At 72.2% G+C, this 14,762-nt stretch carries 13 protein-coding genes; all 13 read right to left on the bottom strand.

What is annotated here, in order from left to right; all coding sequences use genetic code 11:
* Positions 1 to 53: 53 nt before the first annotated feature.
* The 13 genes from ACYP53_RS17240 to ACYP53_RS17180 all read right to left on the bottom strand — a co-directional run bounded on the left by ACYP53_RS17240 (position 54) and on the right by ACYP53_RS17180 (position 14,761).
* Positions 54 to 1,412, bottom strand: coding sequence for a DivIVA domain-containing protein (locus tag ACYP53_RS17240; RefSeq protein WP_189915051.1), 1,359 nt, complete (start codon positions 1,410 to 1,412; stop codon positions 54 to 56).
* A gap of 59 nt (positions 1,413 to 1,471) precedes the next feature.
* Positions 1,472 to 1,753 (bottom strand): YggT family protein, encoded by a 282-nt coding sequence (locus tag ACYP53_RS17235; RefSeq protein WP_030060143.1) that lies wholly within the window; start codon positions 1,751 to 1,753, stop codon positions 1,472 to 1,474.
* 101 nt (positions 1,754 to 1,854) lie between these two features.
* Positions 1,855 to 2,469 carry a cell division protein SepF gene (locus tag ACYP53_RS17230; protein ID WP_189915053.1) on the bottom strand — a complete coding sequence of 205 codons (615 nt, stop codon included), beginning with the start codon at positions 2,467 to 2,469 and terminating at the stop codon, positions 1,855 to 1,857.
* Positions 2,470 to 2,776: 307 nt separating this feature from the next.
* Complete coding sequence (locus ACYP53_RS17225; protein WP_189915055.1) at positions 2,777 to 3,565, bottom strand: YggS family pyridoxal phosphate-dependent enzyme; 789 nt, start codon at positions 3,563 to 3,565, stop codon at positions 2,777 to 2,779.
* Positions 3,565 to 4,296: a peptidoglycan editing factor PgeF gene (gene pgeF / locus ACYP53_RS17220; RefSeq protein ID WP_459647887.1), complete on the bottom strand. Its 732-nt coding sequence runs from the start codon at positions 4,294 to 4,296 to the stop codon at positions 3,565 to 3,567. The genes ACYP53_RS17225 and pgeF overlap by 1 nt, the downstream gene beginning before the upstream one ends.
* Positions 4,293 to 5,522 (bottom strand): cell division protein FtsZ, encoded by a 1,230-nt coding sequence (gene ftsZ / locus ACYP53_RS17215; protein WP_189915058.1) that lies wholly within the window; start codon positions 5,520 to 5,522, stop codon positions 4,293 to 4,295. The genes pgeF and ftsZ overlap by 4 nt, the downstream gene beginning before the upstream one ends.
* A 363-nt stretch (positions 5,523 to 5,885) precedes the next feature.
* Positions 5,886 to 6,662 (bottom strand): cell division protein FtsQ/DivIB, encoded by a 777-nt coding sequence (locus tag ACYP53_RS17210; protein WP_459647886.1) that lies wholly within the window; start codon positions 6,660 to 6,662, stop codon positions 5,886 to 5,888.
* Complete coding sequence (gene murG, locus ACYP53_RS17205; RefSeq protein ID WP_189915062.1) at positions 6,655 to 7,761, bottom strand: undecaprenyldiphospho-muramoylpentapeptide beta-N-acetylglucosaminyltransferase; 1,107 nt, start codon at positions 7,759 to 7,761, stop codon at positions 6,655 to 6,657. Before murG ends, ACYP53_RS17210 begins: the two co-directional genes overlap by 8 nt.
* A gap of 6 nt (positions 7,762 to 7,767) precedes the next feature.
* A complete protein-coding gene (gene ftsW / locus ACYP53_RS17200) occupies positions 7,768 to 9,108 on the bottom strand; it encodes a putative lipid II flippase FtsW (protein ID WP_308437543.1) in 1,341 nt (446 codons plus the stop codon).
* Positions 9,109 to 9,196: 88 nt separating this feature from the next.
* On the bottom strand, positions 9,197 to 10,636 hold the full coding sequence (murD, locus tag ACYP53_RS17195; RefSeq protein ID WP_459647885.1) for a UDP-N-acetylmuramoyl-L-alanine--D-glutamate ligase: 1,440 nt from the start codon (positions 10,634 to 10,636) through the stop codon (positions 9,197 to 9,199).
* Positions 10,633 to 11,694, bottom strand: a complete 1,062-nt coding sequence (mraY, locus tag ACYP53_RS17190; protein ID WP_459647994.1) for a phospho-N-acetylmuramoyl-pentapeptide-transferase — start codon at positions 11,692 to 11,694, stop codon at positions 10,633 to 10,635. The genes murD and mraY overlap by 4 nt, the downstream gene beginning before the upstream one ends.
* Positions 11,694 to 13,097, bottom strand: coding sequence for a UDP-N-acetylmuramoyl-tripeptide--D-alanyl-D-alanine ligase (locus ACYP53_RS17185; RefSeq protein ID WP_189915068.1), 1,404 nt, complete (start codon positions 13,095 to 13,097; stop codon positions 11,694 to 11,696). The genes mraY and ACYP53_RS17185 overlap by 1 nt, the downstream gene beginning before the upstream one ends.
* Complete coding sequence (locus tag ACYP53_RS17180) at positions 13,094 to 14,761, bottom strand: UDP-N-acetylmuramoyl-L-alanyl-D-glutamate--2,6-diaminopimelate ligase (protein ID WP_189915070.1); 1,668 nt, start codon at positions 14,759 to 14,761, stop codon at positions 13,094 to 13,096. The genes ACYP53_RS17185 and ACYP53_RS17180 overlap by 4 nt, the downstream gene beginning before the upstream one ends.
* Between the last annotated feature and the right edge of the window lies 1 nt (position 14,762).

The raw sequence follows: 14,762 nt of genomic DNA, 5'->3' as shown, positions 1-14,762 counted from the left end.
TCCCCGACCCGAAGGTCGAAAAGGGGACGCCCTCAAAGAGCCCGGCTACAACCTCAGTTGTCGCCGTCCTCGTCGATCAGGAAGCCCCGCATCGGCGCCGGAGCCTGCTGCATCGGCTGCGGCGGCTGCGGACGGACGGCCGCCATCGGCTGGGTCATCCCGGCCGGCTGCATCTGCGGAGCCCCGCTGCCGCCGGCGGACTGCCCGCCGAAGCTCGGCGCCGAGGTGTTGCCGCCGAAGGAGCTGTTCCCGCCGAAGGACGGCGAGTTGCCACCGAAGGAAGGCTGGTTGCCACCGAAGCTCGGCGCACTGCCCATCGCACCGGCACCGGCCGGAGCCATCGACGAGGCCGCCGGCGGCAGCGACGCGGTGGCGGGGATCCGCGGCGGGGCGAGCGAGTCGTCGGCCTGCGACTCCAGCTGGCGCAGCTGGGTCTCCAGGTACGACTTCAGGCGGGTGCGGTACTCACGCTCGAAGGCCCGCAGGTCCTCGACCTTGCGCTCCAGCGTGGCGCGGGCGGACTCCAGCGAGCCCATCGCGACGCGGTGCTTCTCCTGCGCGTCCCGCTCCAGGGCGTCGGCCTTGGCACGGGCGTCGCGCTCCAGGCCCTCGGCCCGGCTGCGCGCCTCGCCGACGATCTTGTTGGCCTCGGAGCGGGCCTCGGAGATCGCCTGGTCGGCGGTCTGCTGAGCGAGCGCCAGGACGCGGGCGGCGCTGTCGCCACCGGGGCCCTGCTGCTGCATGGGGGCGCCCATCGGGCCGCCCATCTGCTGCGGCGGGCCGCCCATGGGGCCGCCCATCTGCTGCATCTGCTGCTGGCCCATGCCCTGGCTCATGCCCTGGCCCATGGGGTTGCCCATCTGCTGCGGGCCACCGGGGCCGCCCATGGGCTGCAGCATCTGACCGCCCATCGGCTGGACCAGCTGCTGCTGGCCGCCCATGGTCTGGCCCATCTGCTGCTGCTGGCCGGCCGGCGGGAGCTGCGGCGCGGAGCCGGCGGGCAGGCCGAGGGGCTGGTTGCCCATCTGCTGCTGGGGGCCGGGGCCCATCTGCTGCTGCTGGGGACCACCCGGGCCCATCTGCTGCGGGCCGCCGGGGCCCATCTGCTGCGGGCCGCCCGGGCCCTGCTGGCCGGGGACCGGCGGGCCGGATATGGCGGCCGGCACCGGGGCACCACCCTGGCGGGGGGCGTCCTGCTGCTGCGGCTCCTTGCGCAGGTTGGCCTGGTTCTGCGCGGCGGCACGAGTCGCGGCGGCCAGCTTGGCGCGCAGGTCCTCGTTCTCCCGGAGGAGGCGGGTCAGCTCCGCCTCGACCTCGTCGAGGAAGGCATCGACCTCGTCCTCGTCATAGCCTTCACGCAGGCGGACGGTCGTGAACTGCTTGTTCCGAACGTCCTCGGGGGTCAATGGCATCTCTTCACCTCAACGTGATCGTCGGCACACCGGCATCCTGTCGCATCGCTCACCTACGACTAGGGGTGCACAAGCGAGATCAGGACATACACAATGATCATCAGTACGAAGAAGGACAGGTCGAGCGCCACGCCCCCGAAACGCAACGGCGGAATGAGCCGCCGAAGAAGCTTGAGCGGCGGATCCGTGACAGTGTACGTGGCCTCCAGGACCAGGACCATGGCCTTGCCAGGCCGCCACGAACGCGCGAACTGGAAGACCCAGTCCATGACCAGCCGCACGAGCAGGAACACCAGGAAGACGGTCAGGGCGTAGTAGAGCACCGCCCACACGATGTCCATCGCGTTTTCCCTCTCCCCGGTCCCGGGCCGCTGGGGCCCGCCGCTCGTCACCTGTCGCTAACCCACTGTTGATCAGATCCACACGTAAAGTCGTGGCCGGGTCAGCTCTGGTTGAAGAACCCACCCTCGGCGATCCGAGCCTTGTCCTCCGCCGTGACATCGACGTTAGCAGGCGACAGCAGGAACACCTTCTGTGTCACGCGCTCGATACTGCCGTGCAGACCGAAGACGAGTCCAGCGGCGAAGTCTACGAGCCGCTTGGCGTCGGTGTCGTCCATCTCGGTCAGATTCATGATCACAGGAGTGCCGCCGCGGAACTGTTCCCCGATGGTACGGGCCTCGTTGTAGGTCCGGGGGTGCAGCGTGGTGATGCGGTAGGGCTCTCGTTCGTTCACTACCTTGGGCATGATCACCGGGGAGCTCTTCTCCAGGTTGTGGCGGCGGTCGGGTGTGATGGACGACACGGGGGCCATCCTCGGGGTCTCCTGCCGGATCGGCACCGCCGCCGGCACCGGCTGGGGCGTGATCGAGGAGACCGGGGCGGGCGTGGCGGCGGCCGCGGCGGCCGGCCGGGGAATGTCCTCGGTCCGCTGCCCGGTCCGGATCGGCTCGGGGTCCGCGTCGTAGTCGTCGTCGGGGTCGTACCCCTGGCCGTCGTACGTCTCGTCCTCCACGAGGCCGAGGTAGACCGCCATCTTGCGCATTGCGCCGGCCATGCTCCTGTCTCCTCCGCTCATGGCCACCCGGCTGGCACCCGGTGGCTACTCCGCGAAGCCGCGCCCCTTCCGATGGTCGCTCGCTTCGCTCACTCCGTCGGACCGGCTCCGTCTCCCGGCGGCCCGGGCCCGTACGGCCCTGCCTGCGGATTGCGCGGTCCATCCACGACGGCGCGTCAGGCCGGCGGCCTGTCAGGTTTCGTGGAGTGGGGTCCGCGGAGCTGCGATCCACGGTTCGCTAGCGCTCCGGGGAGCTGCTAGATTCTGTCCTATTTTGTCCTGCAGTCTGATCTACTACCCGGTGACGTTACCTGAGGGGTGACCTCACTCCGAGTACCGCCGTTCCGACGCGCACATGTGTCGCCCCGGCGGCAATCGCCTGCTCAAGGTCGCCGCTCATCCCTGCGGAGACCATGGTGGCAGCCGGATGGTCCGTCCGTACGGCGGTTGCGATTTCCGCCAGCCGATCGAAGGCGCGGGCCGGGTCCCCGGCCAGCGGTCCGGCCAGCGGAGCGACGGTCATCACACCGTCCAGCCGCAGCCCGGGCGTGTCGGCGATGGTGTCGGCCAGTCGCGCGACATCCTCCGGCGCGACCCCGGCCCGGTGCGCGCCCTCGCCGTGCGCCTTGTCGAGCGCCACCTGCACCAGGCAGCCCAGCTCCGGCCGCTCCGACTTGAGCACCGCCGCGGCGAGCGACTCGGCCAGCCTCGGCCGGTCCACCGAGTGCACGTGGTTCGCGTACCGGACGACCGAGCGGACCTTGTTGGTCTGCAGCTGTCCGACGAAGTGCCAGTCAAGAGGAAGGTTTCTGCACTGCTCCGCCTTGGGTGCGGCGTCCTGATCGCGGTTCTCCGCGACATCCGTCACACCCAGGCCGGCCAGCAGCGCGGTGTCCTCGGCCGGGTAGGTCTTGGTGACGACGATCAGGGTGACCTCGTCCCGCGCGCGGCCGGCGGCCGCACAGGCGTCCGCGATCCGGCGCTCGACCACCTCGAGGTTGGTCCCGAGCTCCTCGTACCGGGCCCGTTGGCCGTCCGTCAGCCCGTGGAGGAAGTCGGCGCCCCCCGGGAACGGTCCGTAGATGTCGTTCGTCATCAGTGATCAGAGCCCAACCAGACGTAGCTCGCGAGCCGGCCCGTGCGCTGCTCGCGGCGGTAGGAGTAGTGATCGGCGGATTCGAGGGTGCAGACCGGTGACCGCACCAGCTCGCTGACCCCCAGCGCGGCCAGCTGGGCCGCGACTCCCTCCGGCACGTCCAGCGCCGGTGTCCCCCACGAGGTCTCGGCGAAGGCCTCCGGCACCACGGCGGCGACCTCGGCGCGCAGTTCGGCCGGCACCTCGTAGCAGCTGCCGCAGACCGCGGGGCCGGTGGCGGCGGTGATCCGCCCGGGCTCGGCCCCCAGTCCGACCATCGCCCGGACCACCGCGGGCACCACCCCGGCCGCCAGCCCGGGCCGGCCCGCGTGGGCCGCGCCCACCACGCCCGCCACCGGGTCGGCCAGCAGCACCGGCGTGCAGTCGGCGGTCAGCACCGCCAGCGCGAGCGGCCGGTCGGTGACCACCGCGTCGACCGTCGGGGCCGCCCCGAGCGGCTGGCGCTCCGTCACCACGGCGACCTCGGCGCCGTGCACCTGGTTCATCCAGACCACGTCGGCCGGTTCGATCCCCAGCTCCCGGGCGGCGAGCGCCCGGTTCTCCCGGACGGCCTCCGGGTCGTCCCCGACGGCCCCGCCGAGGTTGAGCTCCCCGTACGGCGAAGTGCTCACCCCGCCCCACCTGTCGGTGAAGGCGAAGTGAGCACCCGCGTGGACCGCGTGATCGATCACTTAAGGAAATCCGGGACGTCGAGCTCCTCAGCCGGGCTCTCCACGTACGGCTGCCGGACCGGCTGCACCTGCGGCGGCACCGGGGCGGCGGTCGTGGTGGCCGGGGTCTCGGCCTGCCGGCTCGGCGCGGCCGGGGCCTCGCCCTCCGAGCGGGACGTCACCGAGCCGATGCTGCCGTACGAGGGGCGGCCGGCCGGGCGCTCCGGGGCGGCCGGCGGGGTCGCCGGGCGGTCCTGGGAGGCGGACTTGACCACCGGGTCGCGGACGATCGCCGGCGGCTGCCCGCCGTCGAAGCCGGCCGCGATGACGGTGACCCGGACCTCGTCGCCGAGCGCGTCGTCGATGACCGCACCGAAGATGATGTTGGCCTCGGGGTGGGCGGCCTCGCTGACCAGCTGGGCCGACTCGTTGATCTCGAACAGACCGAGGTCGGAGCCGCCCGAGATGGAGAGCAGCACGCCGCGGGCGCCGTCGATCGAGGCCTCCAGCAGCGGCGAGGAGATCGCCATCACGGCGGCGGCCTTGGCGCGGTCCTCACCGCGGGCCGAGCCGATGCCCATGAGCGCCGAACCGGCCTCCGACATGACGGACTTGACGTCCGCGAAGTCGAGGTTGATCAGGCCCGGGGTGGTGATCAGGTCGGTGATGCCCTGGACGCCGGAGAGCAGGACCTGGTCGGCCGAGCGGAACGCGTCGAGCACGCTGACCTGGCGGTCCGAGATGGACAGCAGCCGGTCGTTGGGGATGACGATGAGGGTGTCGACCTCTTCGCGCAGGCTCGCGATGCCGTCCTCGGCCTGGTTGGCGCGGCGACGGCCCTCGAAGGTGAAGGGGCGGGTGACCACGCCGATGGTCAGGGCGCCCAGGGAGCGCGCGATGTTGGCGACGACGGGCGCGCCGCCCGTGCCCGTGCCACCGCCCTCACCGGCGGTCACGAAGACCATGTCGGCCCCCTTGAGGACCTCCTCGATCTCCTCGCGGTGGTCCTCGGCGGCCTTGCGGCCGACCTCGGGGTTGGCGCCGGCGCCGAGGCCCCGGGTGAGTTCACGGCCCACATCGAGCTTGACGTCGGCGTCGCTCATCAGGAGGGCCTGCGCATCGGTGTTGATCGCGATGAACTCGACGCCCTTGAGACCGACCTCGATCATCCGGTTGATGGCGTTGACACCACCGCCGCCGATACCGACGACCTTGATGACTGCGAGGTAGTTCTGCGGTGCTGCCACGTCGAAGGCCTCTCGCCTCGAATTTCCGGGTCGGCCCGGCCCGGCGAGGGTCCGTTCCGACGGATGTCGATGGGTAGGGAGCCTGGTTTCTGACTGAATGTCCGAAATGCCGACCGCCGACCCCAACCCTAAACTTGACCTTTAGGGTTAGTCCTGTGCCTCCGTCACATCACCAGGGGACACAGTCTGGTGACACAGGACACTAGGTCGCCCCGGGCACGTGTTTCAACGAACACGCCGAGCTTCCCTTTTTCTTTTGAGCCTATGTGATCATCAGCCGGCTTAGGAAACCGGGGTGACCACCAAGGGTCGGGCCGACACTCCAAGGCGTCAACCCCTCCCTCTGGGACAGAACCTACCGGATCATCCGGACACCGCCGGCGCCTCGGGCGCCGTGACGTCGAAGTTCGTACCCTTCTGGTTCATCAGCGCCACCAGCACCCGGGCTTTCCGATCGATCTGCTCCGGACTCCCCCAGCGCACCGTGGCACCCCCGCTGAGCTGCAGCTCGATGTCGTCGTACGAGTGCACCAGCACCGCCCCGGCCCGCTTGGCCACCTCCGGCGGCAGCCCGGCGGCCACCGCCACCGCGCCCTGCACCAACTGCGGACGGGAGATCACCCCGTCCACGTCATTCGCCTGCTGACTGAGCCGCAGTTCCACCACCGGCACGCCCTCCGGCGGGGCCGCCTCGGTGGCGAAGCTCACGCCGGCGGCATCCACCTGGGTGAACTGCCCGTCCTCCCCCTTGACGGCGGCCACCGCCGTGCGCTGGACGACCTTCACCTGGAGGGTGTGCGGCCAGCCCCGCCACACCTCGGCCTTCGCCACCCGGGGGATCGACTCCACCCGGCGCCGGACGTCGTCCAGGTCCACCCGGGCCAGCGGGCCGTCGCCCAGCCCGCCGATCGCGTCCCGGACCTGGGTCACCGTCAGCCTGTCGTCGCCGGCGCCCTGGACGGCGACGCTGCGCACGTCCAGCACCGACGAGAGGAACACCAGCCAGGCCAGCCCGCCCAGCACCGCGGTGCCGAGCACGCTCAGCACCACGATGCCCCGCCGGGAGAGCCGGAGGCGAGGAGCGGACTCCTCCTCCTCCAGCTCCGCCTCGAGCGGGTCGGCGAGCCGGCCGTCAGCCACGGCGGCGGCCGCCGCGGTGGGCCTGGATGGCCTCGTAGACCATGCCGACCAGCAGGTCGTCGGCGTCCCGGCGGCCGAACTCGGCGGCGGCCCGGCTCATGTCCCACAGCCGCTGCGGGTCGGTGAGCACCGGCAGCACGTTCTGCAGCACCCAGTCCGGGGTCAGCTCGGCGTCGTCCACCAGCAGGCCGCCGCCGGCCTTGACCATCGGCTGGGCGTTCAGCCGCTGCTCGCCGTTGCCGATCGGCAGCGGGACGAAGGCGGCGGGCAGGCCGACGGCCGCCAGCTCGGCCACCGTCATGGCACCGGCCCGGCAGAGCATCATGTCGGCCGCCGCGTAGGCCAGGTCCATCCGGTCCAGGTACGGCACCGGGCGGTAGGGCGGCATCCCGGGGACGTCCGCGACCTGCGGCAGCTCGTTCTTCGGGCCGACCGCGTGCAGGATCTGCACGCCGTACTGCTGCAGCCGCGGGGCGATCGCGGTGACCGTCTCGTTGAGCCGGCGGGCGCCCTGGGAGCCGCCGGAGACCAGCAGGGTGGGCAGCCGCTGGTCGAGGCCGAAGTACTGCCGGGCCTCGGGGCGGGCGGCGCCGCGGTCCAGGGTGGCGATGGTCCGGCGCAGCGGGATGCCGATGTACCGGGAGTCGCGCAGCTTGCTGTCGGGCGTGGAGACCGCCACGAAGTCGCTGTAGCGGGCGCCGATCTTGTTGGCCAGGCCCGGGCGGGCGTTCGCCTCGTGCACCACGATCGGCACACCGGCCCGCTTGGCGGCCAGGTAGGCGGGCATCGCGACGTAGCCGCCGAAGCCGACCACCGCGTCCGCGTTGACCCGCTCGATGATCTCCTGGGCGGCCCGGACGGTGCCGCGCAGCCGTCCGGGGACGGTGATCAGCTCCGGGGTGGGCTTGCGGGGCAGCGGGACGGCCGGGATGAGCTCCAACTGGTAGCCGCGCTCGGGTACCAGCCGGGTCTCCAGACCGCGCTCGGTGCCCAGGGCGGTGATCCCGATGGACGGGTCGTGCCTGCGGAGGGCGTCCGCGAGGGCCATGGCCGGCTCGATGTGACCGGCGGTCCCCCCGCCGGCGAGTACGACATGCACCGAAATTCACCGCTCCCTGCGTGCCGGCCCGGGGACCGGGCGCGCTGTGGTTCGTCGTCGTGGCAGCACCCGGGCCAGTCGCTTCCTGATCCGGGAGTTCTTGGTCCGGGCGGCCAGGGCCGCCTTCGCGCCCGAGGTGCTCCGTGCCAGGCACAGCAGCACACCGATCGCGGACATGGCCGACAGCATGGCGGAACCGCCGTAGGAGAACAGCGGGAGCGGGACGCCCGCGATGGGCAGCAGTCCCAGCGCCGACCCCAGGTTGATCATGGCCTGCGCCATGACCCAGGTGGTGGCGGCTCCCGCGGCGTACCTGACGAAGGGGTCCTTCGTGCCGATGGCCACACGGATACCCGCGTAGCCTAGTGCCGCGAAGAGACCGATCACCGACAGCGTCCCCACGAGGCCGAGTTCCTCGCCGGTCGCGGCGAAGATGAAGTCGGTGTGCGCCTCGGGCAGCTGGCCCCATTTCTCCACCCCGGCGCCGAGGCCGGTGCCGAAGCCGCCGCCGTTCGCGAACGCGAAGACCCCGTGCAGGGCCTGGAAGCAGGCGCCCTCGGGGTCGAGCTTGGTGACGCCGATGCAGCCGAGGCGCTCCGCCCGGTGCGGGACGGTGACGACCAGCGCGGTGCAGACCACCACCGCCACGCCGAGGGTCGCCACGAACAGCCGCAGCGGTGCGCCGACCATCCAGAGCAGCGCGAACACCATGGCCACCAGGATCATCGAGGTGCCCATGTCGCCGCCGAACATGATCAGCGCGAGCAGCAGCAGGGCACCCGGCACCAGCGGCACCAGCAGGTGCTTCCAGGAGTTCAGGGTGCCGGCCTTCTGCTTGCGGGCGAGCAGGTCGGCGCCCCAGAGGACCAGCGCGAGCTTGGCGAACTCGGACGGCTGGAACTGGAAGAAGCCGAAATCCAGCCAGTTCTGGTTGCCGTTGATCCGCACCCCGATGCCGGGCACGGCGACCAGCGTGAGCGCGCCGATCACCCCGAACATCACCGGGTAGACGATCACCCGCAGCACGGCCACCGGGACGGAGGCGAAGCCGATCAGCAGGACCAGGCCGAGGATGGCCGCGATCAGCTGCTTGAGGAAGTAGTACTGGGCCGCGTGGTGCTGGTTCAGGGCGAGGATCTGCGAGGCCGAGAACACCATCATCAGACCGAGCACGACCAGCAGCAGCGTGCTGCCGACGATCAGCAGGTACGGCGTGAGCGGCCGGTCCAGCCAGTACCCGAGCCGGGCCCGGAAGGCCTGGACGCGGGCCAGCGGACCGGCCGACTTGTACTTGGTCGTGGTGGCGGAGATCACTCGCCACGGCTCGGCGGCGTCCTGCTTCCCCACGCCGGATTCCGCCCTGCCCTGCCCCGCCACCACTCTCCCCTTCTCCGCGGCTCCTTCGCCCCCGGGCCGCCCGGCGCGACCCTTCGGCTCACTCGCCGGTGTCCGCCAGCTCCCGGACGGCCGTGGCGAACAGGTCGCCGCGCTCTCCGTAGTTGGTGAACATGTCCATCGAGGCGCACGCCGGGGCCAGCAGCACCGTGTCACCCGATCGGGCGAGCGACGCGGCCGTGCGGACGACCTCGGCCATCGCCACCGCGCCAGTCTGGCCCTCGGCCGCCTCGATCACCGGCACATCCGGAGCGTGTCGCTCCAGCGCCTCGCGGATCAGCGCCCGGTCCTGGCCGATCAGCACCACCGCGCGCAGCCGCTCGGCCGCGCCCTGCACCAGGTCGTCGAAGGTCGCGCCCTTGGCGAGGCCCCCGGCGATCCACACGATCGGCCGGTAGGCGGCCAGCGAGGCCGCCGCGGCGTGGGTGTTGGTGGCCTTGGAGTCGTCGATGTACGTGACCTCGCGGACCACGCCGACCTCGGCGATCCGGTGGGCGTCCGGGCGGAAGGCCCGCAGGCCCTCCCGGACGGCCTTCGGCTCGACGCCGTACGCCCGGGCCAGCGCCGCCGCGGCGAGCGCGTTGGCGATGTTGTGCGGGGCCGGCGGGTTCACGTCCTCGACGGAGCCCAGCTCGGCCGCGTTCTTGGCCCGGTCCTCGACGAAGGCTCGGTCCACCAGCAGCCCGTCCACCACGCCGAAGTTCGACGGGCCGGGGGCGCCGAGGCCGAAACCGATCGCCCGGCAGCCCTCCTCGACGTCGGCCTCGCGGACCAGCGCCTCGGTGGCCGGGTCGGCCAGGTTGTACACGCAGGCGACGACGTTGCCCTCGTAGATCCGGCCCTTGTCGGCGGCGTACGCCTCCATCGAGCCGTGCCAGTCGAGGTGGTCGGGCGCCAGGTTGAGCACCGCGGCCGAGTACGGGCGCAGCGAGGGCGCCCAGTGCAGCTGGTAGCTGGAGAGCTCGACGGCGAGGACGTCGTACGGCTCCTCGGCGAGCACCGCGTCCAGCACCGAGACCCCGACGTTGCCGACGGCGGCGGTGCGCTTGCCGGCGGCGGTGAGGATCGAGGCGAGCATCTGGACCGTGGTGGTCTTGCCGTTGGTGCCGGTGACGGCCAGCCAGGGGGCGGGCTCGCCGGTGCCGGGCAGCGGCTTGCGCAGCCGCCAGGCGAGCTCGACGTCGCCCCAGACCGGCACCCCGGCGGCCCCGGCGGCGGCGAACAGCGCGCTGTCCGGCGCCCAGCCGGGCGAGGTGACGATCAGTTCGGTGCCATCGGGCAGGCTCGCGCCGTCGCCGAGGCGCACGGTGACGCCCTGCGCCTCCAGCTCGGCGGCCCGGGCGGTCAGGCCCGGCCCGCTGCCGCCGTCCACGACGGTGACGCGGGCGCCGAGGCCGTGCAGGACGCGCGCGGCGCTGATGCCCGAGACGCCGAGTCCGGCGACGACGACGGGCAGGTCGGCAAAGTCGGTGTTCGTCATCCGGTCCGGTATCCCGCGTAGAAGAGGCCGAGGCCGACGGCGACGCAGAGGCCCTGGATGATCCAGAAGCGGACCACGACCAGGACTTCGCCCCAGCCCTTGAGTTCGAAGTGGTGCTGCAGCGGCGCCATCTTGAAGACCCGCTTGCCGGTCATCCGGAAGGAGCCGACCTGGATGATCACCGACAGGGTGATCACCATGAAGAGGCCGCCGAGCATGATGAGCAGCAGCTCGGTGCGGGAGCAGATCGCCAGGCCGGCCAGGGCCCCGCCGAGGGCCAGCGAGCCGGTGTCACCCATGAAGATCTTGGCGGGCGAGGTGTTCCACCACAGGAAGCCGAAGCAGGAGCCCATCAGGGCGGCCGCGACCACCGCGAGGTCCAAGGGGTCTCGGACGTCGTAGCAGCTGACGGTCGCGGTCACGGTGTAGGCGCAGCTCTGGGTGTACTCCCAGACGCCGATGAAGGTGTAGGCGCCGAAGGCCATCACCGAGGCGCCGGTGGCCAGGCCGTCCAGGCCGTCCGTCAGGTTCACGCCGTTGGAGGTCGCCGCGATCATGAAGTAGGCGAAGATCACGAACAGGACCGGGCCGATCGACCACTTGAAGTCCCGGACGAAGGACAGCGACTGCGAGGCCGGGCTGAGCCCGCGGTCGTCGTGGAACTGCAGCGCCAGGACGGCGAAGGCGAGGCCGACGATGGACTGGCCCGCCAGCTTCGCCTTGGCCCGCAGGCCCAGCGAGCGGCGCTTGACCACCTTGATGTAGTCGTCCAGGAAGCCGACCAGGCCGAGGCCCGCGGTCAGGAAGAGCACCAACAGCCCGGAGGCGGTCGGGCTCTCGCCCGTTATCGCCTTGGTGCCGAAGTACGCGATCAGGGTCGCCAGGATGAAGGCGATGCCGCCCATGGTGGGCGTGCCCTTCTTGCTGTGGTGCGCCTTCGGGCCGTCGTCGCGGATGTACTGGCCGTAGCCCTGCCGGGCGAGCAGCTTGATCAGGGCGGGCGTGCCGGCCAGCGAGAGGATCAGGCCGATCATCCCGGAGAAGAGGATCTGCTTCATCATCGGGCAGCACCATCCGCCAGGAGGGCCTCGGCCACCTTCTCCAGCCCCACCGAACGGGACGCCTTCACCAGGACCACATCCCCCGGCCGCAGCTGACTGCGCAGCAGTTCGACCGCCGCGTCCGCGTCGGACACCAGCACCGACTCCTCACCCCACGAACCTTCGTTCCTCGCGCCGAGTTCCATGCAGGCCGCCTCGCGTCCGCCGACCGCCACCAGCTTGGTGACGTCCAGCCGGACGGCGAGCCGTCCGATGGCGTCGTGCTCGGCCAGGCTCTCCTCGCCGAGCTCCCGCATCTCGCCGAGCACCGCCCAGGTGCGACGGCGCTCCGGACCGCGGCCCCCCATCGAGACCAGCGCCCGCAGCGCGGCCCGCATCGAGTCGGGGTTCGCGTTGTAGGCGTCGTTGACGACGGTGAGACCATCGGCCCGGTCGACGACCTCCATGCGCCAGCGGGACAGCGCACCCGCCTCGCCCAGGGCTGCCGCGGTGTCGTCGACGGACATCCCGAGCTCCACCGCCACCGCGGCGGCGGCGAGGGCGTTCGAGACGTGGTGCTCACCGTACAGGCGCAGCTGCACGGGCGCGGAACCGGCCGGGGTGGTGAGCGTGAAGGATGGCCGCCCGGTGGCGTCCAGGCGAACGTCGGTCGCCCGGACGTGGGCGTCCGGGGACTCCCCGAACAGGACCACCTTGGCCTTGGTGCGGGAGGCCATCGCGCGCACCAGCCGGTCGTCCGCGTTGAGGATCGCGGCCCCGTCGGCCGGAAGCGCCTCGACCAGCTCGCCCTTGGCCTCGGCGATCGCCTCCTTGGAGCCGAACTCGCCGACGTGGGCGGTGCCGACGTTCAGCACCACGCCGATCCGGGGCGGGGTGATCGAGGTGAGGTACTCGATGTCGCCCTTGTGCCGGGCGCCCATCTCCATCACCAGGTGCCGGGTGCCGGCCTCGACCCGCAGCGCGGTCATCGGGTGGCCGATCTCGTTGTTGAGCGAGCCGGGCGGGTAGACGGTCTCGCCGTGGCGCTGGAGCAGCTGGGCGATCAGGTCCTTGGTGCTGGTCTTGCCGGCCGAGCCGGTCAGCGCGACCACGGCGGTGTCCTCGGCGCGGGCGACCACGGTACGGGCCAGCCTGCCGAGCGCCTCCACCACGCTGTCGACCAGGACGGCGGGGACGCCGACCGGGCGGGAGGCCAGCACCGCGACGGCGCCGGCCCCGACCGCCGTGGCGGCGTAGTCGTGGCCGTCCACGTGCTCGCCGACGAAGGCCGCGAACAGGCCGCCGGGGCTCACCTTCCGCGAGTCGACCTCGACCGGGCCGGTGACCAGGGCGTCCGGGTCCGCGCCGTCCAGGGTGCCTCCGACTGCGGCGGCCACCTCGGCGAGGGTCAGTGCGATCACTGCTGCTCTACTCCTCGGTCGCCCCGCGCGGCCGCGGTCCGCGCGACGGAGCTCTGTTCGATCTCATCGTGCAGCACCTCCCGGTCGTCGAAGGGGCGGATCTCGTCTCGTACGTACTGGCCGAGCTCGTGGCCCTTGCCGGCCACCAGCACCGTGTCGCCCGCCTGGGCGCGGGTGACCGCGAGCCGGATCGCCTCCGCCCGGTCGGGGACGACCAGGACGGTCCCGCGCTCGGCCTCGGGCACCGCCGCGGCGCCGGTCAGCATAGTGGCCAGGATCGCCAGCGGGTCCTCGCTGCGGGGGTTGTCGCTGGTCAGCAGGGCGGTGTCGGCGAGGCGGGCGGCGATGGCGCCCATCGGGCCGCGCTTGTGCGGGTCGCGGTCGCCGCCGCAGCCGACGACGACGTGCAGCCGGCCCTTGGTGACCTCGCGCAGCGAGGCGAGGACGGCCTGCAGGGCGTCCGGCTTGTGCGCGTAGTCCACGACGGCCACGAACGGCTGCCCGGCGTCCACCCGCTCCAGCCGGCCCGGCACGCCGGGCACGGCGGCGACGCCGGCCACGGCCCGCTCCAGCGGGAGGCCGGCGGCGACCAGCAGGGTGATCGCGGCGAGCGCGTTGGCGACGTTGAACGGGCCGGGCAGCGGGACGGCCGCGTCGGCCTCGGCACCGTCCGGGCCGAGCACCCGGAAGGTGGAGCCGACCGGGCCGAGCTGGACGTCCACGGCCCGCCAGTCGGCCTGCGCGGCGCCGGTGGCGGAGAAGGTGGTCACCGGGATCTTGGCCTCGGCGGCGAGCCGGCGGCCGTACTCGTCGTCCAGGTTGACCACGCCGTGGCGGGACTTGCCGGGCTGGAAGAGCCGGGCCTTCGCCTGGAAGTAGTCCTCCATGTCCGGGTGGAAGTCGAGGTGCTCCGGCGTGAGGTTGTTGAACAGCGCGACGTCGTACGAGACGCCGTCGGTGCGGCCGAAGACCAGGGCGTGGCTGGAGACCTCCATGGTCACCGCGTCGGCACCGCGCTCGGCCATCACACCGAGGATCGCGTGCAGGTCGGTGGCCTCGGGGGTGGTGCGCTCGCTCTTGATCCGCTCCTCGCCGACCCGCATCTCGACGGTGCCGATCACCCCGGGGGTGCGCCCGGCGCCGCGCAGGCCGCCCTCGACCAGGTACGAGGTGGTGGTCTTGCCGTTGGTGCCGGTCAGCCCGATCATCAGCAGCCGCTCGGAGGGGCGGCCGTAGACGATCGCGGCGAGCTCGCCCATGACGGCCCGCGGCCGGTCCACGACCAGCAGCGGCAGGCCGGTGCCGGCCGCCAGTTCGGCGCCGGCCGGGTCGGTGAGCACGGCCACCGCGCCGGAGTCCGCGGCCTTGGCCGCGAAGGCCGCGCCGTGGTGGTTGGCGCCCGGGAAGGCCACGTACACATCTCCCGGGCGGACGGCGCGGGAGTCGTGGGTCACGCCGGTGACGGCGCCGCCCTCGACGGGCGCGAGACCGAGCCGGACGGCCAGCTCGGCGAGCGGCAGAGGGGCGGTCCCGGTCGGGCGGGGCGGACTCACGGTGGTTTGATCGGGTTTCGGCACGGCGGGAAGGCTATCCGCCGAAGGGTGCCCAGGGCCAAACCGGCCCTCCGCCGCGCCGTCCGCCGGCCCGGTCCGCTCGTTGCTCATC

Source organism: Kitasatospora sp. Ki12, from assembly GCF_054601375.1.
The sequence above is the reverse complement of the archived record's forward strand: the minus strand, read 5'-3'. Positions and strand labels throughout refer to the sequence as shown.

What these genes read in the sequence shown, in the direction of transcription:
- ACYP53_RS17240 (WP_189915051.1), bottom strand. Translation starts at nt 1,412, where the DNA reads ATGCCATTGACCCCCGAGGACGTTCGGAACAAGCAGTTCACGACCGTC.
- ACYP53_RS17235 (WP_030060143.1), bottom strand. Translation starts at nt 1,753, where the DNA reads ATGGACATCGTGTGGGCGGTGCTCTACTACGCCCTGACCGTCTTCCTG.
- ACYP53_RS17230 (WP_189915053.1), bottom strand. Translation starts at nt 2,469, where the DNA reads ATGGCCGGCGCAATGCGCAAGATGGCGGTCTACCTCGGCCTCGTGGAG.
- ACYP53_RS17225 (WP_189915055.1), bottom strand. Translation starts at nt 3,565, where the DNA reads ATGACGAACGACATCTACGGACCGTTCCCGGGGGGCGCCGACTTCCTC.
- murD (WP_459647885.1), bottom strand. Translation starts at nt 10,636, where the DNA reads ATGACGAACACCGACTTTGCCGACCTGCCCGTCGTCGTCGCCGGACTC.
- mraY (WP_459647994.1), bottom strand. Translation starts at nt 11,694, where the DNA reads ATGAAGCAGATCCTCTTCTCCGGGATGATCGGCCTGATCCTCTCGCTG.
- ACYP53_RS17180 (WP_189915070.1), bottom strand. Translation starts at nt 14,761, where the DNA reads ATGAGCAACGAGCGGACCGGGCCGGCGGACGGCGCGGCGGAGGGCCGG.